Origin of the sequence: Pseudomonas sp. Ant30-3 (genome assembly GCF_000690905.1) — a bacterium.
GTDB lineage: Bacteria > Pseudomonadota > Gammaproteobacteria > Pseudomonadales > Pseudomonadaceae > Aquipseudomonas.
This window is the reverse complement of the sequence record NZ_JMCL01000090.1, coordinates 18,080-39,758: the sequence shown is the minus strand read 5'-3', so window position 1 is coordinate 39,758 and position 21,679 is coordinate 18,080. Positions and strand designations below refer to the sequence as shown.

Sequence of the window (21,679 nt, the reverse complement as noted above, 5' to 3'; positions counted from 1 at the left end):
CGATCATCGCCACCCCGGTGTACAGCACCAGAGAACCGCCCGGAGCCAGTCGATTCATGGCTTGCTCGACGATGCGCAAAGACAGTTGTTCGCCAAACTCGCCACCGCCATGACGATAGGCACGCTCGGCGGGATCGGCCATGTACGGCGGGTTGGCAACGATCAAATCGAATTGACCGTCAACGTCCTGAAGCACATCGCTGGTCTCGATAGTGAGGTTGGCCAGCTCCGCCAACGCAGCATTGACGGCCGTCATGCGTAGAGCCGCCGGGTTGATGTCAACCGCCAACACCTCGGCTTCGCGACGGGCGCGGGCAATCACGATCGCGCCGACGCCGGCGCCACAACCGATGTCGACGGCGCGCCGCACGGGCGCGAAACTGTGCTGCAAATGAGCGTGGATCAACTGCGCGAACCGGTAGGAGTCCGGACCGAAAAACACCGCATCGGCTGCTTCTGTGGGGAACCCGGAATGGACGAACAGCAGGTCGTCCAGACTCGACCAGCGCACGAGGCTTTTCAGTCGTCCGTTGCTCTCTTGAAGAATCTCCGCTTGCTCGAGCTGACGCTGTTCATCCACCGACAACAACCCCGGTTCAAATGGGCGCGACCAACCGAACACCTCGCGCAGGTTGCGCGCGGGCTGCCCGAAAGCTCGGTCGTTTAGGCGCTGATGAGTGAGCGGGGTTGGAGTGATAAAACGGTAACCATCAGCCTGCAAACGGCGGCCCAATTGCAATAATGCGAGATCGGCGCCGCCGAGTTGTTCTTCCTGATTCATGCAGTGCTCCTAGCGCAGACTGGATTTGAGTTCGATAAATCGTCGCGTGGCCATCAGCCCGGCAGGATGGGAGTGGCGGCGCGCCGTCAGCCAGGGAATCAACGCCTGCATCTGGTCATGGGCGGACACGCCTTCGAGTGCCGACTGCAGGCTTTGAATGTCTGGATCGTTGGCAGGCAGCGCAGGTTCTACAGCGGCGCATGTTCCCCGACGCGGCACAGAAGGCGAACGCTCGGGTTTCCAGTCACCGGCAATCCAGTCTTGCAGGAGTTGTTTTTCGTAAGGGCTGAACACGCCGAACATGGCCGCGCCGTCTCCATCGATCAACTGCCAGAAGCGGCTTTCCTGCGGGTCCTGATGCCGCTTGATCCAGCCCTTGTTTTCCATGGCCGTAAGAAAAGCGGGCAGTTGCTCTGGCGAAGACAACCACTCGTTGACGGTCTTGCCTTCGAAGCGGCAATAGTCGGAATGCATGTGCTGACCGAACGGGCGTTTGCGCTCAAGCATGTTCAGTACTTCGCCGTACAGGTCGAATGACTCGATGATCGCGCGACTGCCCTGCCCCAGGTCATTAAGCCGATAACCCAGCGCAACCCTGCGCATGAAATCTTCGCGGTCGCCTTCGATTGGCAGCAATTCAAGGACCGACTGCACAGCTTTGTGCGCGTGGCCGGTGCTGGCATTGTCGATGGTCACATGGAGCGTGAAGTAATACGGGTCGATGCCCAGCTCACTGAGTTCGTAAGAACTGATCAGCAGGTGCAACGGCAGTTGCTCGTAGCCGAGGTTGTAGCCGATGACTTCCGGCAGGAAGCTGTCCGTGCATTCACCCAGAGCCAGTTGAATGGCGCCCTGCAGGTAGTGTTCGTCGGCAATCACGCCGTGGTCTTGCAAGCCGTGTTCGGCCAGCAATTTGCGATAGATCACCACATGGTTCTGCGCGGGGTTGCCATCGCCCAGCTCTTCCAGATACGTGCAAATCAGGCCTTCGAAACGCGGGTCGCGCCAGTGTTGCAACAGTCCATACAGCCATGCGCCATCCACCAGTTTGGTCGGGCCGACGGCTTGCAGGAAAAACAACGCGTGGGATTTGTTGCTGAAGAACTGCCGCGGCCCGCCCGCCTTGCGTTGTCGCAGGTAGTCGGCGTATTGGCGGGCGACGTCAGCGCTCTGCTGTTCGACGAAAGACTGCAAGGCCGACAGGTCCCGGGGCATTTCCTCGGGCAGCTGCGCTGCTTCGAGTATCTGTGATTCCAGAAAGCTGTGGGCCAACGCGCAGCGGTGCTCGGCGTGGTCGCTCTGCAGCAGCTGTGCATATATTTGCTTGGTCGTGCCGGCGCCAGGAATTGGGTGTTCGTGGGCGGGCCGGGATTCAAGTCGGGTCAGGGCAGTCATGGAAATATCTCTTGGTCTGAGGCCAGTGGCAGGACGCTGGATCAGTTCGTCTCTACATAGCAGAGCGATGCTTCCCAAGAAAAATTCCATTCGGGTTGAAAATGCCCTGACAGACGGCTTTCAGAGCGATGCCGGGATTGGGGTGCAATCACTCAGGCGAGTTCACCTTTGGCCTGGTTTTCCAATTGCACCTGCAACTGCGGATCGATCTTCAGAGCAGCGGCGAGTTCGTCCAGATAATTGCGCTCGGTATCCTGCTGATCACCTACCAACATGACGCTGGCCAGGAACATTTCGGCGGCCATCGCCGGGTCCGTCGCGGCGCGAGCCACATCGGCAACGTCCAGCGGCCGGGCCACCTCGGCGTCCAGCCATTGCTGCAATTGCGGGTCGTCCGTATGCCGACGGATCTCGGCGCTGATCATCTGCTCCTCGGCTTTATCAATATGGCCGTCGGCTTTGGCCGCTGCAATCAATGCACGCAGGATGGCGTGGCTGTGCTCCTCGACCTCCGGGCCGGACAACAGGTCCACGGTGCGCGGCGTCTCCTGCGGTGCTGTTGCCTGGTTGCGTTGCCAGGCTTGATAGGCTTTGAAGGCCATCATGCCCAGTGAGGCCAGTGCCGCGTAGTTGGCCCCGCCGCCTGAGCGGCTACGGCCCGTTGCCGAGCCGCCGCCCAGCACACCACCGAGCATGCCGCCCAGCACACCACCGAGCATGCCGCCCAGGCCTCCCAAGCCACCCGCGCCGGCGCCTGAACGGGCACCGCCACCCAGCAGACTGCCGAGCAAGCCACCCAAACCGCCCAAGCCACCGAGCCCGCCCGGGGCCGCTGCATTGCCGGCGCCGCGTTGCGCCGAGGTGCCCTGGCCGCCGCGCAAGAGTTGTTCGAGCAGATCACTGGTGTTCATGACGAGGCCCTCTTCGATAGTGTCAGGCAACAATAGTCTTCACAGGCGATTGCGCCACCACCGTTTGGCCGACACTAAGGCACATTTATCCGCAGTTTTTTGCCGCGACCCAGCTAAGATTCATGAGTGATGAACCTTATTCGCGAATTTTCGGTCGATACCTGCAACCCGACCGGTTTGCCGCCGCCCTCAATCATCGAGGGTGATGACCGGCTTGCTTTACTTTTTGGAGAACACCCCCGTGATATCCACCCTACACATCGCCAGGCTCAAAGCATGGGGCGCCCATGGTTTTACCGCCACTGGCGTGGTCACCGCGTTCCTCGCCACCCTTGCGCTGCTGGAAAACCAGCCGATCAATTGCCTGCTCTGGCTGGGCGTCGCCCTGATTGTCGACGGGCTCGACGGCGCACTGGCGCGCAAGGTTAATGTGCAATCGGTGCTGCCGAGCTTCGACGGTTCAATTCTCGATCTGGTTATCGATTACCTGACTTACGTGTTTATTCCGGCGCTGTTCATTTACCGCTATATACCTTTGCCGGACTACACCCTGCTGCTGACGGTGTCGCTGATTCTGGTGTCGTCGCTGTTCTGCTTCTGCAACGTCAACATGAAAAGCAAAGACAACTACTTCCAGGGCTTCCCCGCTGCCTGGAACGTGGTCGCGCTGTGCCTGTACATTATTGGCCCGTCGCCGTGGATTACCCTCCTCACCGTCATCGGCCTGGCGCTGCTCACCGTGACCCGGATGAAATTCCTGCACCCGTTCCGCGTACGCAAGTTCATGCCGATCAACATCGCCGTGACTGCGATCTGGTTGCTCTGCAGCATGTCGCTGGTGATCAATCATCCGGTGATCAACCCGATGGTAATGGGGCTGTGGTTGCTGATGTCGGCCTACTTTTTGGGCATCTGCATCTGGCGTACCGCGATGGAATGGTTTGATGGTTCGCGGTCGTAGGAGCAGGCTTGCTCGCGATATCGGTGAGTCAGGCGACATTGATGTTGGATGTGCTGAACTCTTCGCGAGCAAGCTTGCTCCTACGGAATAATGGGCGATCACCAATAATTTGAACGCCGCAAAACTGCCGTAGGAGCAAGCTTGCTCGCGATAGCGGTGGTTCAGGCGACATGGATGCTAAATGTCCCGCCCTCATCGCGAGCAAGCTTGTTCCTGCCAGGTCTCGGGGTGTCATCAGAGACGTCGGTTGATAACCACCTCAAGATATTCGCTCGGGACTACCAGCGAGTTCTCCCCTGCCCGGTTCAGGCTGTTCAACAATTCGGTCAAATCGCCTTCCAGTAGCGTGGCGCCTTCCGGCGGCAGTGTGGCGAAAGCTTTGTGGACAGGGCCGTACCAGTTGCGGAAGGTGTCGATGAAATGCGCGGCGGAACGGTAGCGAAAGTTGAAATGCCGACGCGTCACCTGGGCCAGAAAGTCGCTTTCGTCGAACTGCGAACGCAACCAGTCCTCCCGCCCCCAGTTCGACGGTGGTTGCGCCCCCGCCGGAGGTGGCAGGTGCTGACCCAGCGTCTTGAACATCTGCCCGACGAAACCTTCCGGCGTCCAGTTGGCCATGCCGATCCGGCCACCCGGCCGACAAACCCGCCCCAGCTCTGCCGCTGCCTTTTCCTGATCCGGGGTAAACATCACCCCGAACGTCGACAGCACCGCGTCAAAACTGGTGTCCTCAAACGGCAACGCCTCGGCATCGGCCACTTGAAAGGTGACATCAAGGTTTTCCGCCCGCGCCCTATCCTGGCCTCGCTCGAGCAGCGCGGCGACATAATCTGTAGAGGTGACGACGCACCCCCGCCGCGCCGCTGCGAGTGTCACGTTGCCGTTCCCCGCCGCGACGTCCAGCACCTCTTCGTCGCAAAGCAAGTCGCAGGCTTCGGCCAACTGCTCGCCGACAATTTGCAGGGTGGTGCCGATCACGGCGTAATCGCCACTGGCCCAGGCGGCCATCTGCCGGTTTTTCAAGGCGGTGAGATCAATGGGGGTACTCATAAGATCTGCTCCGTAAGAATGCACGCCCCCGGCTTATTCTGCCGTGGTGGGATCAATGATTGTCGTGACGCGAGAAACACTGTTCGCAGGTAAACCCACCCTTATTCCTGTTATGGATGACAGGGTCGACAACATCACCCCTGCTCGCTGACTATCGCTCTGGAGCGCATCATTGGCACGACCGGTGGTCCGGCCGCATGACGAAACCGTGCATTCGCCGATAGGCGGCGCTGATCTGTTTCAGCGGCTTAACAACCGGCGCATCGAGGTGCAGGAAAACTTCCAGAAAGGATTCAAAAATGACAATTCGCTTGATGTGGCTGGCTGATCAGATGCAACACAGCGACACCTTCGCCGCATGGATTCACCAGCAGTTTCGTTACGAATATGCCGAGCAATCACTTATCGACTGGCAACGGGAGTTTGCTGGTGGCCAGGCCAACGAGCAATGGACATGCCTGATCGCGCTGGACGGGGATCGACTGTTGGGAGGTGCGGCATTGGCCAAGTCGGATCTGGCCCGGCGACCTGATCTCGGACCATGGCTGGCTTGCGTGTTCGTAGCGCCGGACGCGCGTGGCCAAGGGCTGGCCGAGCGTTTGATCGAGGGCATTTGCGCGCAGGCGAGCATTAGGAAGGTAGAGCGCATTTATCTGCACACGCAGGACAAACGCGACTATTACGCCCAACGCGGGTGGACGGTGCTTGAGGTTTTTGAAGCCTGGGGGAAAGCACAATGGCTCATGGTCCGTCACCTCTGAGCCATTGTCTTTCAGCATTTATGCAGCAGGCGCCTTGGCCTCCTCCAGCAACTGTTGAATCATTTTCTCCTGCGCCTGATAGCGCCCTTCGCCGAAGTGAGTAAACCGAACCTGTCCCTTGGCGTCGATCAAGTAGTGCGCCGGCCAATACTGATTATCGAAGTTGCGCCAGATCGCGTAGTTGTTGTCGATGGCCACCGGGTAGGTGATGCCAAGTTTTTTCACCTGATCCCTGACGTTGTCGATGATGCGTTCATACCCGTATTCAGGGGTGTGAACACCGATGACCACCAGGCCGTCCTTCTCGTATTTTTTCGCCCAGTCCTTCACGTACGGCAAGGCGCGCTGGCAATTGATGCAGTCATAGGTCCAGAAATCCACCAGCACTACTTTTCCCTTGAGCGATTCAGGGGTGAGTGCCGGCGAGTTGAGCCATTGCACGGCACCGTCCAGCGATGGCATCGCGCCGTGGGCGTTATCCATCGACGTGTCAGCCTTGACCTTGCTGACCAGGTAATCGACCACCTTTGGCACGGTTTCGAGCACCTGAGTTTCGAGGCTGCTGATGCCCTCGGATGAAGTGCTTGCGAGCAGATTTTTGTCCGCGCCAGTGCTGATTACCGCAGCCGCAGCCAACACGGCCACGCCGGTACCTCGGCGCAACCAGCCGGTCACAGGAATCGAGGCTTTCAGGCGATTGACCAGGCCGCGACCGGCGAAGATCAGCGTGCCGAGGGCCAATGCGCTGCCGAGTCCGTAAGCCACCAGCAACAGGCTGGTTTGCGGGTTGGCACCTTGCAGCATGGCGCTGGTGAGGATCACGCCGAGGATCGGCCCGGCGCACGGCGCCCACAGCAAACCGGTGGCGACGCCGACCAGAATCGAGCTGAGCGGACCGGACATTTTTCGACTGTCGGGGTCGATGCGATTGCCCAGCAGCACGAACGGACGCGCCAGCCACTCACCGACCCGCGCGAAAATCAGCGACAGGGCAAACAACACCATCACGATCAGCGCCACGTGACGACCGGTGCTGCTGGCCTGCACCACCCATTCGCTGCTGACCACGGCCAGGCTGGAGATCAACGCGAACGTCAGGGCCATGCCGCCGAGGGTCAGCAGGATGGATGAACGCGTGCGGTCGACGCCGGCGAACAGGAACGGCACGACCGGCAGGATGCACGGGCTGAGGACGGTCAACAAGCCGCCCAGGAATGCGATCAGTAACATGGGATTCACCGGATGCGAATGAAGTGGTGGTTTACGCGATTGTGTGGGAGCGGCGGTTCGACCTGCTCGCTCCCTCATTCAAGCCCGGCCTTCAAACCGTCTGGCTCTCCAGCCACTGTCCCTGCGGCGTACGGTCGGCGCCGTTCTCGGCGACCCGTTGGCCCTGGGTTGTACGGCTCGCGCCGTCTTCGGCGATCAGCCCGTTGCCGCCCTTCGCTACCGGCGCCAACTGAAAACACGTGTGGCTGCCACAGTGACTTTGTTCAACAGCCACATTGGCATGGGCGGCCGCGCCGGCCAAGGCGAAAACACTGGCGGTCAAAAAGCGTGTGAGGTTTTTCATGATGTTCTTCCTGTTTCAAAAGGGATTGGCAAGGGTCCAACTGGCGGCTCAGTTACCTTCGTTGCAGCTGTCGGCAAATTTGCGATAGTCCAGCACCTGGGTTTTGCCGCTGGAATCCAGGTAGGTCATCTGCGCATTCACCACCCCACAGGAAGGTGCGGCATCCTCTGTCAGCGACACGACTTGCTTGATGTCCAGATGCGTCCCGTAGGTGTAGGTAGTCGGCGTCACGTCGGCTTCGGCGCGGGCCGAGAAGGTGCAGATATTCAGTGCGGCAAACAGGCAAGTGGCGTAGATGGCTTTAGTGTTCATGGTGGTGTCCTCAAGGCTTCAATGGGTAGGTCGTTCAATTGAGCCGAGGCGGTTTGGTTTGCCTCGATGGAGCTCATTAGAAGCCCGCGAGGTATCTCGTCTGTGTCAAAAACAGGCGCGGATAAATCGGTTCGTATCAGAACCCCGTTCTGATACACAGCCATACAAAACCCCTGAAATTTGCCGTTTTTGCCTCTGCATGTATCCCTCGTCAGAGCAGATACACTGCAATACAAACCGCAGCGGGCGAACGGATGAAGGCTCTATAGACTGAGCAGCAATCCCCATTTACAGAGGCTTGGCCCATGGAACACGTTGACCACATTCTCATCGTCGACGATGACCGCGAGATTCGGGAGCTGGTAGGCAATTACCTGAAGAAGAACGGACTGCGTACCACCGTCGTCGCCGATGGACGCCAGATGCGCTCGTTTCTGGAATCCACGCCGGTGGACCTGATCGTGCTGGACATCATGATGCCCGGCGACGACGGCCTGATGCTCTGCCGTGAAATCCGCGCGGGTAAGCACAAGGCCACGCCGGTGCTGATGCTGACCGCCCGCAACGATGAAACCGATCGCATCATTGGCCTGGAAATGGGCGCCGACGATTACCTGGTCAAGCCGTTCGCCGCCCGTGAATTACTCGCACGCATTAACGCCGTGCTGCGCCGCACGCGCATGCTGCCGCCCAACCTGGTGGTGACCGAAAGCGGCCGGCTGCTGGCGTTCGGACGGTGGCGTCTGGACACCTCCGCCCGCCATCTGCTCGATGACGACGGCACCATGGTCGCCCTCAGCGGTGCGGAATATCGACTGCTGCGGGTGTTTCTCGATCATCCGCAGCGCGTGCTCAATCGCGACCAGTTGCTCAACCTGACCCAGGGCCGCGACGCCGACCTGTTCGACCGCTCCATCGATCTGCTGGTCAGCCGCCTGCGCCAACGCCTGCTCGACGATGCCCGCGAACCGGCCTACATCAAGACCGTGCGCAGCGAAGGCTACGTGTTCTCCCTGCCGGTGGAAGTACTTGGAGCGCGAGCATGAAAATCTCCATGCGCTGGCCTCGCACCCTCGCCTCCCGGCTATCGCTGATTTTCCTGATCGGCCTGCTTCTGGCTCAGGCGCTGTCTTTCGGCGCGCAATACTACGAGCGTTACGAAAGCTCGAAGACCACCATGCTGGGCAACCTGGAAACCGACGTGTCGACGTCCGTGGCCATCCTCGACCGCTTGCCCGCCGAAGAACGCGCAGGCTGGCTGCAGCAGCTGGATCGGCGCAATTACCGCTATCTCCTGAATGAAGGATCGCCCGGCACACACATGAGCGACACGCCCATCGCGATGACCTCGATCAAGGACGCCATCGGCATGGATTACCCGATGACTGTCACCGACATTCCCGGATCGCAGAAGCACTTTCAAGTGCACCTCAAGCTGTCGGACGGCAGCCCGCTGACGATCGACGTGCGACCGGCGATGGTGCCGTTGTCGCCGTGGTTGCCGATGGTTTTGCTGGGCCAATTGGCGTTGATGATTCTCTGCACCTGGCTCGCGGTGCGGATCGCCATTCGCCCGCTTACCCGCCTGTCTCAAGCGGTTGAAAGCCTGGATCCCAACGCCCATGCCGTACTGCTGGACGAAAAAGGCCCCACCGAAGTCGCGCATGCCGCCAGGGCGTTCAATGCCATGCAGGCACGTATTGCCGCGTACCTGAAGGAGCGCATGCAGCTGCTCGCGGCGATTTCCCACGACCTGCAAACGCCGATCACGCGGATGAAACTGCGTGCCGAGTTCATGGATGATTCCAGCGAAAAAGACAAACTGTGCAACGACCTCGGCGAGATGGAACATCTGGTGCGCGAAGGCGTGGCGTATGCCCGCAGCATCCATGGTTCGACCGAGGAAAGCCGGCGCACCGATCTGGATTCGTTTCTCGACAGCCTGGTGTTCGACTATCAGGACGTGGGCAAGGATGTGAAGCTCGATGGCAAGAGCGGCGCGGTGATCGACACCCGTCCGCATGCCCTGCGGCGAGTTCTGGTGAACCTGACCGACAATGCGCTGAAATTCGCCGGTGCAGCCGAGTTGCAGGTGGCATCGAAACACGATGGCAGTCTGTCGGTGAAAGTCCTGGACCGTGGCCCGGGGATCGCCGAAGCGCAACTGGCGCACGTCATGGAGCCGTTTTACCGCGTCGAAAACTCGCGCAACCGCAGCACCGGCGGCACTGGCCTTGGGTTGGCCATTGCGCAGCAACTGGCGCTGGCGATCGGTGGATCGCTGGCATTGAGCAATCGCGAAGGCGGTGGATTGTGCGCAGAGTTGACATTGCCAGCGCAGAACGCGCCGCACTAAACAGCCGCAAGGACGGGGGAAAGCCTTTATATTGTCGGACGCTGCGGGCGCGTCACGGCCGGCTGCAATTTTCACTTATAGGGACATTGGCTGAATGGATGACAACAGAAGACCCATCAAAACGCGTTCTGCGGGTTGGGCGAAAGGCTTTACCGGGTATCTGGTGAAAAAGGACATCTCCCCCAATCAGATTTCCGTGTTCAGCATCGTATTCGCCGCGGCGGGCGCCGTGGCGCTGAACATCGACACCGGGATCGCCGGATCAATCCTGTGTGCTCTGGGCATACAACTTCGCCTGCTGTGCAACCTCTTCGACGGGATGGTCGCCATTGAAGGCGGCAAGAAATCCGCCATCGGCAGCCTCTACAACGAATTCCCGGACCGCATCGCCGACAGCGTGTTGATTGTCGGGCTTGGCTACGCCATCGGCCAGCCCGACCTCGGCTGGTTTGCGGCGCTGGGGGCAGCATTGACAGCGTATGTTCGGGTGTTTGGCGGTTCGATCGGGCTGAGCCAGAGCTTCATCGGACCGATGGCCAAGCAACACCGGATGGCCCTCATGACAGCGGCGCTGGTGCTTAATGCGATCGAAGTGTCGATCTACGGGAGCCATTACGCGCTACTTGTCGCGCTGGCGGTGATCGCCATCGGCTCAGCCGCAACGTGCGTGACGCGCACACTCGCGATTTCCCGGCAGCTTAAAGGAGCCGTCCATGTGGATCAGTAATGCGTTGATCTCTGTGCTGCGTTTCGTCATTGGCGTCACGGCACGTTGGGAAAGCCCGCCGGACCTGTCGCGCCAGCGCATTTATTTCGCCAACCACACCAGCCACATGGACACGCTCGCGATCATCGCCGCCCTGCCCCCCGAGGCCAGGAAAGATGTGAAGCCGGTGGCAGCCGCCGATTATTGGGGAAAGAATCGCTTCCTGTCTTACATCTCGCAGAAAGGATTGAACGCCGTTCTGATCGAGCGCAATCCAGCCCCCGGCACCAACGTGCTGGAGCCTATTTTCGATGTGGTCCGCGCCGGTCACTCGATCATCATTTTTCCGGAAGGCACGCGTTCCAGCCAGGCATTGCCGGGGGAGTTCAAGTCAGGGATCTACCGCTTGAGCGAAACGTTCCCCGATGTCGACCTGGTGCCGATCTATCTGGAAAACCTGCATCGCTCCATGCCCAAGGGCAAGCACGTGCCTCTGCCGATCATCTGCACCATCCGTATCGGCAACCCGATAGAAAGGATTGCCGGGGAAGACAAACAGCAGTTTCTGGAGCGGGCGCGTGACGCCATTGTGAGGCTGTCGAAATGAGTCTTGAAGCAAAGTTCATGTGGTTCTTTTTTGCCATTGCCTGCCTGTTGGCGGTTGCCTCGATCACCGGCCGGGTATTGGCGGGACGTGCGAAATCCGAGGCATCGACCGCCACCATCGAAAACCTCAACCAGCGCGTGAACGCCTGGTGGGGGATGGTGATCATTTTCTTCGTGTCGTATCAGTTGGGCGGCAATGCGACGGTGGTGCTGTTTGCTTTCATCTCGTTGTTCGCGCTGAGGGAATTCATCACCCTCACGCCGACCACACGCGGTGACCATAACGCCCTGTTTTCCGCGTTTTTCATCCTGATCCCGCTGCAATATGTCTTGATCGGCACGCACTGGTATTCGATGTTCACCCTGCTGATTCCGGTCTATGCATTCCTGCTGCTGCCGGCGATTGCGGTGCTCAGCCAGGACACCGAAGGGTTTCTGGAACGCACGGCGAAAATCCAGTGGGGGGTGATGATTTGCATCTATTGCATCAGCCACGCGCCAGCCTTGTTGCTGCTGGACCTGCAAGGCTTCAACGGGCAAAACGCATTGTTGCTGTTTTACCTGGTCTTCGTCGTGCAGTTGAGTGACGTGTTGCAGTACGTATTCGGCAAGCTTTTCGGCAAACACAAGGTTGCGCCGCTGGTGAGTCCGTCAAAAACTGTCGAAGGCCTGGTAGGTGGCGGCTTGTCGGCGACGTTGATCGGCGGCTGCATGTTCTGGATGACGCCTTTCAGTTTCTGGCAATCGCTATTGATGTCTTTTGTCATCGTGGTGATGGGCTTCCTCGGTGGCCTGGTGATGTCGGCGATCAAGCGCAGCCTGAGCGCGAAGGACTGGGGCACCATGATCAAGGGTCACGGTGGCATGCTCGATCGAATGGATTCGATCTGCTTTGCGGCGCCGATTTTCTTCCACCTGACGCGGTATTTCTTTTCGGCCGTGTAAGCGCCGGAGCCGGCTTGCTGGCGATAACGGACATTCAGTCATCCTTTGTGGCTGAATAAATGGCCTTTTTCGCTCGCAAGCCCTCGCCCATAGGCATGGCGATCAAGCGACGCTGAGTACCCCTTCCGTGTGCATCTGCCGCAACAACTGCGCGCCGTTTTCGATGAAATCCGGCGAACCGGTGGCACCCGCCTCCTGCGCCAGACCATCCAGTTGTTCGCCGCCGTTCAGCTCAGGCAATTCCGCTATCCGCTGCAATAAACGCCATGCCAGCGGGCTCAATTCGGAAAACTTCACACGCCAGTCCGCCGCTCGTCGAACCAATAACAAGGTCGGCTGAGCAGGCGCTGTTTGCGGCTGGAAGTCTGGACCAACCAAGTGCACCGGCCAGGCGTAGGCCAACGGCCATGCCAGCGGTGAAATCAGCAAGGATTGCTGCAGCAGACGCTCTGCAGACCCAGACGGCAAGGGCTCAGCGTCGGACTGTTGCAGGACCATCTCGACCCATTCGTAATGTGCCAGTTCGACCATGAACCGCGGCCAGGTACCTTCCTTCAACGCATCCGGTTCAGCAGCGAGAAACTCGACAAACTCGTGCGCAATCTCACCGAATTTTGGCGTTCGGGCGCGATGATCCCGCAGGAAGATTCGCATCAGTGAACGCCATTGGTCATCGCCAATAATTTTGATCAGGACGGGAAAGGTGCCGCTGAGCAGCGTCGAAAGATTCCGCAATACCAGATCGCGATAGACCTCGACCCGTGCCAATGGCATTTCGGCCGGTGGCGCGTTGTGCTCGGGATCGCGCAGATAGAGACCCAGCGTGGTCTGTTGTTCCTGCAGCGTGCGCTTAGCCACGGTTCACCTCCTGATCTTGCAAACGGCGGATGGTGCGCAGCTCAAGCACCAATTCGGAAAACGCCGGGAAATTGAAATCCCGTTCCAGCAAGGTGGGTTGCGCGCCGAAACGGCCATACGCCTCGGCCAGTAAAGCCCAGACCACCGGTTTAACCGATGCGCCGTGGGTGTCGATTTTCAACGTGTCGGACTCATCAAAATGGCCGGCGACATGCATCGCCACCACCCGGCCCGGGTCGATGCCCGCAAGAAAGGCCTGAGGATCCAAGCCGTGATTGATCGAATTGACGTACACATTATTGACGTCCAGCAACAGGTCGCAGTCGGCTTCGCGCAGTACCGCGTTGGTGAATGTGAGTTCGTCCATGTCTTGCTGCGGCGCGGCGTAATACGACACGTTTTCCACCGCCAGGCGCCGGCCGAGAATGTCCTGGGACTGGCGGATTCGCGCGGCGACGTGATGGACTGCTTCATCGGTAAACGGCAATGGCAACAGGTCGTAGAGGTGACCGTCATCGCTGCAGTAACTCAAGTGTTCGCTGTACAGCGGCACGTTGTAGCGATCGAGAAAGCCACGCACTTCACCGAGGAATTTGACGTCGAGCGGCGCCGACCCGCCAAGCGACAAAGACAATCCGTGACAGGACAAAGGATAGCGTTCGGCCAAGGTCCGTAATGCGTGACCATGGGCACCGCCGATGCCGATCCAGTTCTCCGGCGCGACTTCGAGAAAGTCAAAATCGCCTGCCCGTGCGGCTTGCAGGTCTTTGATCAAACCGCGGCGCAGGCCGAGCCCGACGGTTGATTTCGTTGGCATGACGGGGGTCTGCATGGTGTCGATCTCAAATTGTCTGAACGGAAGTCCAGTTGAGCAAAGCGGTGTATCGGCGCTGTGTTCCGGCCCTGCGCAAATACGCTGGAAGTGTATCGCCGAGGGGTCTGTACACAGTGTGATACTCGCTGCACTTTCGTCGCCTCGACCGACACAGCACGGCCCGCGAGCTAAAATTAATCCACGCGGGATGCGCCGAGCGTTTCCTGCTCACTCCCACGACCACAGCCCAGAGGTGCAAGCCTCGACCAAAACGCCTCTGGACCGTGATCCTGCAACAGGAGCACAGGTGATGGACGAGGCCAGACTTAATGATTTCATGGGCAAACTGGTGAACGACATGGGCGGCGCCGCGATGCTCGCCAACGTCATTCTCGGCGATGAGCTTGGCTTGTACCGGGCCATGGCCGACAGCCAGCCAATGACCCCGCAAGCACTCGCCGATAAAACCGGCTGCAACGCCCGCCTGGTGCGCGAATGGCTCAGCGCCCACGCCGCTTCCGGCTACATGGAACACCGCGACGGCCAGTTTCGTCTTCCGGAAGAACAGGCGCTGGCCTTGGCGATCGAAGACTCGCCGGTGTACATCGCCGGTGGCGTAAGCGTGGTTGCTTCATTTTTTCATGACAAGGACAAGCTGATCAAAGCCATGCGCGGCAACGGCGCCTTGCCCTGGGGCGATCATCACCCGTGCATGTTCAATGGCACGGAACGCTTCTTTCGTCCCGGCTACAAAGCGTTCCTGGTCGCCGAATGGTTGCCGGCCCTGGAAGGCGTGGTCGCCAAACTGGAAGCCGGCGCGAAGGTCGCGGACATCGGCTGCGGGCATGGCGCATCGACCGTGATCATGGCCCAGGCCTTCGCCAATTCGCGCTTCCTCGGCTTCGACTACCACGCGCCTTCGATCACGGTTGCCAGCCAGCGCGCCGAAGCCGGTGGCGTGAGGGAGCGGGCGCAGTTCTTTCAAGGCACGGCAAAAGACTATCCCGGCAACGACTACGACCTGGTCTGCTACTTCGACTGTCTGCATGACATGGGTGACCCGGTGGGCGCGGCGAAACATGCCTATGAAACGCTGAAGCCAGATGGCACGGTGCTGCTGGTGGAGCCGTTCGCCAACGATTCACTGGACGACAACGTCACCCCGGTGGGCCGGCTGTTCTACGCCGCCTCGACGTTTATCTGCACGCCGAACTCGTTGTCTCAGGAAGTAGGATTGGGACTCGGAGCCCAGGCCGGTGAAGCGCGCCTGCGCAAGGTGTTCACCGAGGCGGGGTTCAAAACATTCCGACGGGCGACCGAAACGCCATTCAATCTGATTCTGGAGGCGCGAAAGTAGAGCCCCGCGATCGCCAGCAAGCCGGCTCCTACGGATTTGGGCCTTATCGAAAATCGGCAACCAACCGTGATCTGTAGGAGCTGGCTTGCCAGCGATGGCGGCCTCATATTCACCATCGCAATCGCTAACGCGATCGCCAGCAAGCCGGCTCCTACGGATTTGGGCCTTATCGAAAATCGGCGACCACCTGCAATCTGTAGGAGCTGGCTTGCCAGCGATGGCGGCCTCACATTCACAATCGCAATCGCAATCGCTAACGCGATCGCCAGCAAGCCGGCTCCTACGGATTTGGGCCTTATCGAAAATCGGCAACCACCTGCCATCTGTAGGAGCTGGATTGCCAGCGATGGCGGCCTCACATTCACCATCGCAATCGCTAACGCGATCGCCAGCAAGCCGGCTCCTACGGATTTGGGCCTTATCGAAAATCGGCAACCAACCGTGATCTGTAGGAGCTGGCTTGCCAGCGATGGCGGCCTCATATTCACCATCGCAATCGCAATCGCAATCGCTAACGCGATCGCCAGCAAGCCGGCTCCTACGGATTGGGGCCTTATCGAAAATCGGCAACCACCCCTACAGCCATTTGGCGTCCCACAGCGGGTAGTCTTGTACTCGGCTTACAAGACCGGCACGTATAGGGTTCGCGATGACGTAACGCGCTGTTGCCAGTAAATCTTCTTCATAGCGAATGGCACGGTCGTGGAAGCCTTTTTGCCAAACACTTCCTGTACGTCCCAAGTGAGCATTGATTGATCGTGCACTGCGGGATTTGGTAGCCAGCATCACTGCCGGCAGGGTGCTGTTTTTCAGCTCGACCAACCAATGAAAATGATCAGGCATGATTACCCAGGCCAAGGAATCCACTAAGTCATCGGCCTGAGCCTGCTGGAATTGCCGTACCAAGAGCCGCCCAGTCAGCCAATTGGTGAATAGCGGTTCTCGATTGCGGGTCACCGCGGTCAGCAGATAAATTTGCCCGGTTTGCGAATAGCGCCCGGCGCGCAAGCGCTTAGCGTGGGGAAGATCAGGCATTCCATTGCCCTCCTGTGTTCAAACTGAAACACAAGGCTAGCGCGCGGGTTCGAGGAGCGTAGTCACAGTTATGTTCCGGATGTGACAGTACGGACACCATCGCCAGCAAGCCGGCTCCTACGGATTTGTGCCTAATCGAAAATCGGCAACCACCCGCGATCTGTAGGAGCTGGCTTGCCAGCGATGGCGGTCTCACATTCACCATCGCAGTCGCTAACGCTATCGCCAGCAAGCCGGCTCCTACAGGTTTTGCGGGTTGTCAGGTAGATTGGTGTCACCTGAACCCGGAGTGCGGAACATGCTCGACAGCCCTATCCGCGAACAACTTGAGCAACTTCAGCGACTCATGGCCGATCAACCCTTTGTGGTCCTGACCGGCGCGGGCATCAGCACCCCTTCGGGAATTCCCGATTACCGTGACAACCAGGGCGTGCGGCGGGGTCGGCAGCCGATGATGTATCAGGAATTTCTCGCGGCCCCGGAATCACGTCGGCGCTACTGGGCGCGGGCGATGCTCGGTTGGCCGCGCGTGCGCCAGGCCCGGCCCAACGTAGCGCACGAGTCGCTGGCCAGTCTGCAACGCTCGCAGTTGATCGGCGGCCTGATCACTCAGAACGTCGATACTCTGCACGATCAGGCCGGCAGTCATGACGTGATTGAACTGCACGGCAGCCTGCATCGGGTGCTGTGTCTGGACTGTGGCCAGCGTGCCGGTCGCGATTCGATTCAACACATGATGGAGGCGCAGAATCCGTACCTGGCCGGGGTTGATGCGGTACAGGCGCCGGATGGCGATACCCTGCTGGATGCGGCGTTCGAGGCAAGGTTTCAGGTGCCGCATTGTCCGCATTGCAAGGGCGAGCGAATGAAGCCGGACGTGGTTTTTTTCGGCGAAAACGTCACCCAGGTCACGGCGGCCAAAGCAATGGCGGCGGTTGATGAAGCCGCAGGTTTGCTGGTGGTAGGCTCTTCGCTGATGGCGTATTCGGCGTTTCGCTTGTGCCGGGTGATGGCGGATCAGGGCAAACCGTTGATTGCGATCAATCTGGGCAAGACCCGGGCGGATGACTTGCTCGATATGAAAATTGAAGCGTCTTGCGAGCAGTTGTTGCCGTTGCTGGCAGAGCGCCTCACACGCTGATCCTTCCCACGCTCGGCGTGGGAATGCATTCAGTGGCGCTCCGCGTCACATCAAGACCCGAACGCCGAGCGCCCGTTGAGGATTCCCACGCGGAGGAGCATGGGAACGATCAGCGTGAGAGGCGCTCGCCCAGGTTCTCCTGCTTGAAAATATCGAACAACGCCTGAGCCGCCGCCGACAGCTCCACGCCAGGCTTGGTCAGCACGCCAATTGCCCTCTCCACCACCGGATCATTCAACGTCAAACAGCGCGCGCCCAACTCGCGCATCTGCCCGGCACACAACGCCGGCACTGCGCTCACGCCCAACCCGCTGGCAACCATCCTGCCCACGGTCGCCAATTGATGACTCTCAAACTCCACCGGTAATTTCATCCCGCGCGCCTGAAGGTGTTCTTCCAGCATCACCCGCACGGTCGACGGGCGTTGCAAGGTAATAAAGGGTTCTTTGAGCAACGTCTGCCAATCGATGTCACTGCGTTGCGCGAGCGGCGAATCTTGCGGCACCACCGCCACGAAGCGGTCCACATACAACGGTGTGAAGTGCAGCGACGAGCTCTGCAATGGCTCGAACGCCACACCCAGCTCCACCTGCCGGTCGCGGACCATTTCCAGCACTTGCTCGTTGATCACGTCGTTCACCGTGACATTGACTTTGGGATAGCGGGCGCGGAAGGTCTTCAGGATTGGCGGCAGTAAATTACCGGCGAACGACGGCATCGCTGCCAGGGTGACGCGCCCCCGCTCAAGGGTGAATCGCTGACGCAATTCGTCTTCGGCATTGTCCCAATCCGCGATCAGACGACGCGCCAGCGGCACCAGCGCCTCGCCTTCGGGCGTCAACGCTACATTGCGCGTGTTGCGGGTAAACAGCCGCCCGCCCAGCCCGTCTTCCAAGGCCTTGATAGTCAAACTCAGCGCCGATTGCGACAAGTGCAACCGCTCGCAGGCCACCGCAAAGCTCAAACTCTGCGCTACGGCCAGAAACGCCCTGATCTGCTTCACTGTCATGTCTGATTGCCTGTAGGTGCAAAGCTTGCGCGCGATGAGACCGCTATAAACATCATCACCACTGCGCTATTGCAAAGAATCATATTCGTGAGTTTTATCTATCAATCGAACGCAAAAATCAACTTAACAAATCAATCGTCCAGCGAGACACTCAACCCATACGGCTAGCCAGCCGCCCACAAAGAATAAAAGAGGTGCATATGGCAGGTTTTGACAAGCGCGTGAGTTCCTACGAGGAAGCTCTGGCAGGACTCGAAGACGGCATGACCGTAATCGCCGGTGGGTTCGGCCTGTGCGGCATCCCGGAAAATCTCATCGCCGAAATCAAGCGAAAAGGCACCCGTGAACTCACCGTGGTTTCCAACAACTGTGGCGTCGACGGTTTTGGCCTGGGCGTGCTGCTGGAAGATCGGCAGATTCGCAAAGTGGTCGCCTCTTACGTCGGCGAGAACAAAATGTTCGAGGAGCAATTGCTCAGCGGCGCGATCGAAGTCGACCTCACCCCTCAAGGCACCCTCGCGGAAAAAATGCGAGCGGGCGGCGCTGGCATTCCAGCGTTCTTCACTGCCACCGGCGTCGGCACCCCGGTTGCCGAAGGCAAGGAAGTGCGCGAGTTTCACGGTCGCCAGTACCTGATGGAAGAATCCATCACCGGCGACTTTGCCATCGTCAAAGGCTGGAAAGCCGACCATTTCGGCAACGTCATCTATCGCCACACGGCGCAGAATTTCAATCCGCTGGCCGCCACTGCCGGCACGATCACCGTGGTCGAAGTCGAAGAAATCGTCGAACCCGGCGAGCTGGACCCGTCGCAGATCCACACCCCCGGCATCTACGTCGATCGGGTCATTTGCGGCACGTTCGAGAAGCGCATCGAACAGCGCACCGTGCGTAAGTGATTCCCTGCCCCCGGACCGAATGAAGGAATAACAACAATGGCACTCTCCCGCGAACAAATGGCTCAACGCGTCGCCCGCGAAATGCAGGATGGCTTTTACGTGAACCTCGGCATCGGCATTCCGACCCTGGTCGCCAACTACATCCCGGAAGGCATGGAGGTGATGCTGCAGTCGGAAAACGGCCTGCTCGGCATGGGTCCTTTTCCTACCGAAGAAACCATCGATGCCGACATGATCAACGCCGGCAAGCAGACCGTGACCGCGCGGGTCGGCGCGTCGATCTTTTCTTCCGCCGAGTCCTTCGCGATGATCCGCGGCGGCCACGTCGACCTGACCGTGCTCGGCGCTTTTGAAGTCGACGTGCAAGGCAACATCGCTTCGTGGATGATTCCCGGAAAAATGGTCAAGGGCATGGGCGGCGCCATGGATCTGGTGGCTGGCGCCGATAACATCATCGTCATCATGACTCACGCGTCCAAGGATGGTGAGTCCAAGCTGTTGTCCCAATGCAGCCTGCCGCTGACCGGCGCCGGGTGCATCAAACGCGTGCTCACCGACCTTGCCTACCTGGAAATCGATAACGGCGCGTTCATTCTCAAGGAACGTGCACCGGGTGTCAGCGTCGAGGAAATCGTCGCCAAAACTGCGGGTAAACTGATCGTGCCCGATCATGTTCCGGAAATGCAGTTCGCTGCCCAGTGAGGAATCATTCCATGCAAGAAGTCGTCATTGTTGCCGCCACCCGCACCGCCATCGGCAGTTTTCAGGGTGCCTTGGCCAACGTATCCGCCGTTGATCTGGGCGCTGCGGTGATCCGCCAGTTGCTCGAGCAAACCGGCCTGGACGTGGCTGAAGTCGATGAAGTGATCATGGGCCAGGTGTTGACCGCTGGCGCCGGACAAAACCCGGCGCGCCAGTCAGCGATCAAGGCCGGCCTGCCGTTTACCGTGCCGTCGATGACCCTGAACAAGGTCTGCGGTTCGGGCCTCAAGGCACTGCACCTGGCAACCCAGGCGATCCGTTGCGGTGACGCCGACGTGATCATTGCCGGCGGTCAGGAAAACATGAGCCTGTCCAATTACGTCATGCCCGGTGCGCGCACCGGTCTGCGCATGGGTCACGCGCAAATCGTCGACACCATGATCAGTGATGGTCTGTGGGATGCGTTCAACGATTACCACATGGGCATCACTGCCGAAAACCTGGCCGAGAAGTACAACCTGACGCGCGAGCAGCAGGACGCCTTCGCCGCGGCGTCTCAGCAGAAAGCTTCAGCGGCCATTGAGGCCGGGCGTTTTGCCGACGAGATCACGCCGATTCTGATTCCTCAGCGCAAAGGCGATCCACTGGCCTTCGCCACCGATGAGCAACCAAGGGCCGGCACCACCGCCGAATCCCTCGGCAAATTGAAAGCCGCTTTCAAGAAAGACGGTTCGGTGACAGCAGGCAACGCGTCCTCACTGAACGACGGCGCTGCGGCTGTCATCCTGATGAGCGCCGAAAAAGCCAAAGCCTTGGGTCTGCCGGTGCTTGCAAAAATCGCTGCGTACGCTAACGCAGGTGTGGACCCGGCGATCATGGGCATCGGTCCGGTCAGCGCCACGCGCCGTTGCCTGGACAAGGCCGGCTGGTCGATTGATCAACTCGACCTGATCGAAGCCAACGAAGCCTTCGCCGCGCAGTCTCTGGCGGTGGCCAAGGACCTGGAATGGGACTTGAGCAAGGTTAATGTCAACGGCGGTGCCATTGCGCTGGGCCACCCGATCGGCGCATCGGGCTGCCGCGTGCTGGTGACCTTGCTGCACGAAATGATCAAGCGCGACGCCAAGAAAGGCCTCGCCACCTTGTGCATCGGTGGTGGCCAGGGCGTGGCACTGGCAATCGAGCGGGCATAAAGCGTTCAACGGTCGACGCGGGGACCCACGAAGATCCGCGCCGTCCGGCAACACCCCCGGTGCGACCCAGTCGCACTGGGCTTTTCCACGCATCTGTAGCAGCTGCCGAAGGCTGCGTCAGGCTCTGGACGCGATTTTTCTGTTGCAGCAGATAAGCCGGTTTAGGCCGGTAACGCCGCCGGACACAGCCTTCGGCAGCTGCTACAGGTTTCAGGTTGATCGCGCGGCATCGTCATTAGGCTCCAGCGAATTCAGGTGAAAACCTTGTATACAATATTGACTAATCGATAGAGCAATCCAACCTCCACAGTGCT

The 21,679-nt window shown here is 59.5% G+C and carries 23 protein-coding genes; 12 read left to right on the top strand and 11 right to left on the bottom strand.

Annotated elements, in window-relative coordinates; translation table 11 throughout:
* The 3 genes from DU29_RS0121130 to DU29_RS0121120 form a co-directional block, all read right to left on the bottom strand.
* Positions 1-781: methyltransferase (locus DU29_RS0121130; RefSeq protein ID WP_028623481.1), on the bottom strand; the 781-nt coding region annotated here is incomplete at its 3' end.
* Between the two features lie 9 nt (positions 782-790).
* A complete protein-coding gene (locus DU29_RS0121125) occupies positions 791-2,176 on the bottom strand; it encodes an iron-containing redox enzyme family protein (protein ID WP_028623480.1) in 1,386 nt (461 codons plus the stop codon).
* Positions 2,177-2,328: 152 nt separating this feature from the next.
* A complete protein-coding gene (locus DU29_RS0121120) occupies positions 2,329-3,087 on the bottom strand; it encodes a tellurite resistance TerB family protein (protein ID WP_028623479.1) in 759 nt (252 codons plus the stop codon).
* Positions 3,088-3,328: 241 nt separating this feature from the next.
* On the opposite strand from DU29_RS0121120, the gene pcsA reads away from it, so the two are divergent.
* Positions 3,329-4,048: a phosphatidylcholine synthase gene (pcsA, locus tag DU29_RS0121115; protein ID WP_028623478.1), complete on the top strand. Its 720-nt coding sequence runs from the start codon at positions 3,329-3,331 to the stop codon at positions 4,046-4,048.
* Between the two features lie 234 nt (positions 4,049-4,282).
* Here pcsA and DU29_RS0121110 read toward each other — a convergent pair whose 3' ends face one another.
* A complete protein-coding gene (locus DU29_RS0121110; RefSeq protein ID WP_028623477.1) occupies positions 4,283-5,098 on the bottom strand; it encodes a class I SAM-dependent methyltransferase in 816 nt (271 codons plus the stop codon).
* Between the two features lie 299 nt (positions 5,099-5,397).
* Here DU29_RS0121110 and DU29_RS0121100 point away from each other — a divergent pair, with 299 nt between their 5' ends.
* The gene (locus DU29_RS0121100) at positions 5,398-5,859 is read left to right on the top strand and encodes a GNAT family N-acetyltransferase (RefSeq protein ID WP_028623476.1); all 462 of its coding nucleotides are present in this window, start codon (positions 5,398-5,400) and stop codon (positions 5,857-5,859) included.
* A gap of 18 nt (positions 5,860-5,877) precedes the next feature.
* Here DU29_RS0121100 and DU29_RS0121095 read toward each other — a convergent pair whose 3' ends face one another.
* The 3 genes from DU29_RS0121095 to DU29_RS0121085 all read right to left on the bottom strand — a co-directional run bounded on the left by DU29_RS0121095 (position 5,878) and on the right by DU29_RS0121085 (position 7,744).
* The gene (locus DU29_RS0121095; protein WP_028623475.1) at positions 5,878-7,089 is read right to left on the bottom strand and encodes a cytochrome c biogenesis protein DipZ; all 1,212 of its coding nucleotides are present in this window, start codon (positions 7,087-7,089) and stop codon (positions 5,878-5,880) included.
* 91 nt (positions 7,090-7,180) lie between these two features.
* Positions 7,181-7,432, bottom strand: a complete 252-nt coding sequence (locus tag DU29_RS0121090) for a hypothetical protein (RefSeq protein WP_028623474.1) — start codon at positions 7,430-7,432, stop codon at positions 7,181-7,183.
* Between the two features lie 48 nt (positions 7,433-7,480).
* Positions 7,481-7,744, bottom strand: a complete 264-nt coding sequence (locus DU29_RS0121085) for a DUF2790 domain-containing protein (RefSeq protein ID WP_028623473.1) — start codon at positions 7,742-7,744, stop codon at positions 7,481-7,483.
* 305 nt (positions 7,745-8,049) lie between these two features.
* On the opposite strand from DU29_RS0121085, the gene DU29_RS0121080 reads away from it, so the two are divergent.
* The 5 genes from DU29_RS0121080 (at position 8,050) to DU29_RS0121060 (ending at position 12,357) form a co-directional block, all read left to right on the top strand.
* Positions 8,050-8,790, top strand: coding sequence for a response regulator (locus DU29_RS0121080; RefSeq protein WP_028623472.1), 741 nt, complete (start codon positions 8,050-8,052; stop codon positions 8,788-8,790).
* Complete coding sequence (locus DU29_RS0121075) at positions 8,787-10,100, top strand: ATP-binding protein (protein ID WP_028623471.1); 1,314 nt, start codon at positions 8,787-8,789, stop codon at positions 10,098-10,100. The genes DU29_RS0121080 and DU29_RS0121075 overlap by 4 nt, the downstream gene beginning before the upstream one ends.
* A 94-nt stretch (positions 10,101-10,194) precedes the next feature.
* The gene (locus DU29_RS0121070) at positions 10,195-10,827 is read left to right on the top strand and encodes a CDP-alcohol phosphatidyltransferase family protein (RefSeq protein ID WP_028623470.1); all 633 of its coding nucleotides are present in this window, start codon (positions 10,195-10,197) and stop codon (positions 10,825-10,827) included.
* Entirely contained in the window at positions 10,814-11,413 is a 600-nt protein-coding gene (locus DU29_RS0121065; protein ID WP_028623469.1) for a lysophospholipid acyltransferase family protein, read from the top strand. The genes DU29_RS0121070 and DU29_RS0121065 overlap by 14 nt, the downstream gene beginning before the upstream one ends.
* Entirely contained in the window at positions 11,410-12,357 is a 948-nt protein-coding gene (locus tag DU29_RS0121060; protein ID WP_028623468.1) for a phosphatidate cytidylyltransferase, read from the top strand. Before DU29_RS0121065 ends, DU29_RS0121060 begins: the two co-directional genes overlap by 4 nt.
* Positions 12,358-12,459: 102 nt before the next feature.
* On the opposite strand, the gene DU29_RS0121055 is transcribed toward DU29_RS0121060, so the two are convergent.
* Complete coding sequence (locus tag DU29_RS0121055) at positions 12,460-13,215, bottom strand: HvfC family RiPP maturation protein (protein ID WP_028623467.1); 756 nt, start codon at positions 13,213-13,215, stop codon at positions 12,460-12,462.
* On the bottom strand, positions 13,208-14,032 hold the full coding sequence (locus DU29_RS0121050; RefSeq protein WP_442961321.1) for an HvfB family MNIO-type RiPP peptide maturase: 825 nt from the start codon (positions 14,030-14,032) through the stop codon (positions 13,208-13,210). Before DU29_RS0121050 ends, DU29_RS0121055 begins: the two co-directional genes overlap by 8 nt.
* 307 nt (positions 14,033-14,339) lie before the next feature.
* Between DU29_RS0121050 and DU29_RS0121045 the strand changes: the two genes are divergently transcribed.
* Positions 14,340-15,386 (top strand): class I SAM-dependent methyltransferase, encoded by a 1,047-nt coding sequence (locus DU29_RS0121045; RefSeq protein WP_028623465.1) that lies wholly within the window; start codon positions 14,340-14,342, stop codon positions 15,384-15,386.
* A gap of 576 nt (positions 15,387-15,962) precedes the next feature.
* On the opposite strand, the gene DU29_RS0121040 is transcribed toward DU29_RS0121045, so the two are convergent.
* Positions 15,963-16,421, bottom strand: coding sequence for an REP-associated tyrosine transposase (locus DU29_RS0121040; RefSeq protein ID WP_028623464.1), 459 nt, complete (start codon positions 16,419-16,421; stop codon positions 15,963-15,965).
* Positions 16,422-16,719: 298 nt separating this feature from the next.
* On the opposite strand from DU29_RS0121040, the gene DU29_RS0121035 reads away from it, so the two are divergent.
* Positions 16,720-17,562 (top strand): NAD-dependent protein deacetylase, encoded by an 843-nt coding sequence (locus tag DU29_RS0121035; protein WP_028623463.1) that lies wholly within the window; start codon positions 16,720-16,722, stop codon positions 17,560-17,562.
* A 109-nt stretch (positions 17,563-17,671) separates the two neighbouring features.
* On the opposite strand, the gene DU29_RS0121030 is transcribed toward DU29_RS0121035, so the two are convergent.
* Positions 17,672-18,571 carry a LysR family transcriptional regulator gene (locus DU29_RS0121030; RefSeq protein ID WP_028623462.1) on the bottom strand — a complete coding sequence of 300 codons (900 nt, stop codon included), beginning with the start codon at positions 18,569-18,571 and terminating at the stop codon, positions 17,672-17,674.
* 200 nt (positions 18,572-18,771) lie between these two features.
* Here DU29_RS0121030 and DU29_RS0121025 point away from each other — a divergent pair, with 200 nt between their 5' ends.
* The 3 genes from DU29_RS0121025 to DU29_RS0121015 are packed head-to-tail and all read left to right on the top strand — an operon-like array spanning position 18,772 to position 21,365.
* Positions 18,772-19,470, top strand: a complete 699-nt coding sequence (locus DU29_RS0121025; RefSeq protein ID WP_028623461.1) for a CoA transferase subunit A — start codon at positions 18,772-18,774, stop codon at positions 19,468-19,470.
* A gap of 36 nt (positions 19,471-19,506) precedes the next feature.
* The gene (locus DU29_RS0121020; protein ID WP_028623460.1) at positions 19,507-20,172 is read left to right on the top strand and encodes a CoA transferase subunit B; all 666 of its coding nucleotides are present in this window, start codon (positions 19,507-19,509) and stop codon (positions 20,170-20,172) included.
* Positions 20,173-20,183: 11 nt separating this feature from the next.
* On the top strand, positions 20,184-21,365 hold the full coding sequence (locus tag DU29_RS0121015; RefSeq protein ID WP_028623459.1) for an acetyl-CoA C-acetyltransferase: 1,182 nt from the start codon (positions 20,184-20,186) through the stop codon (positions 21,363-21,365).
* Positions 21,366-21,679: the final 314 nt, after the last annotated feature.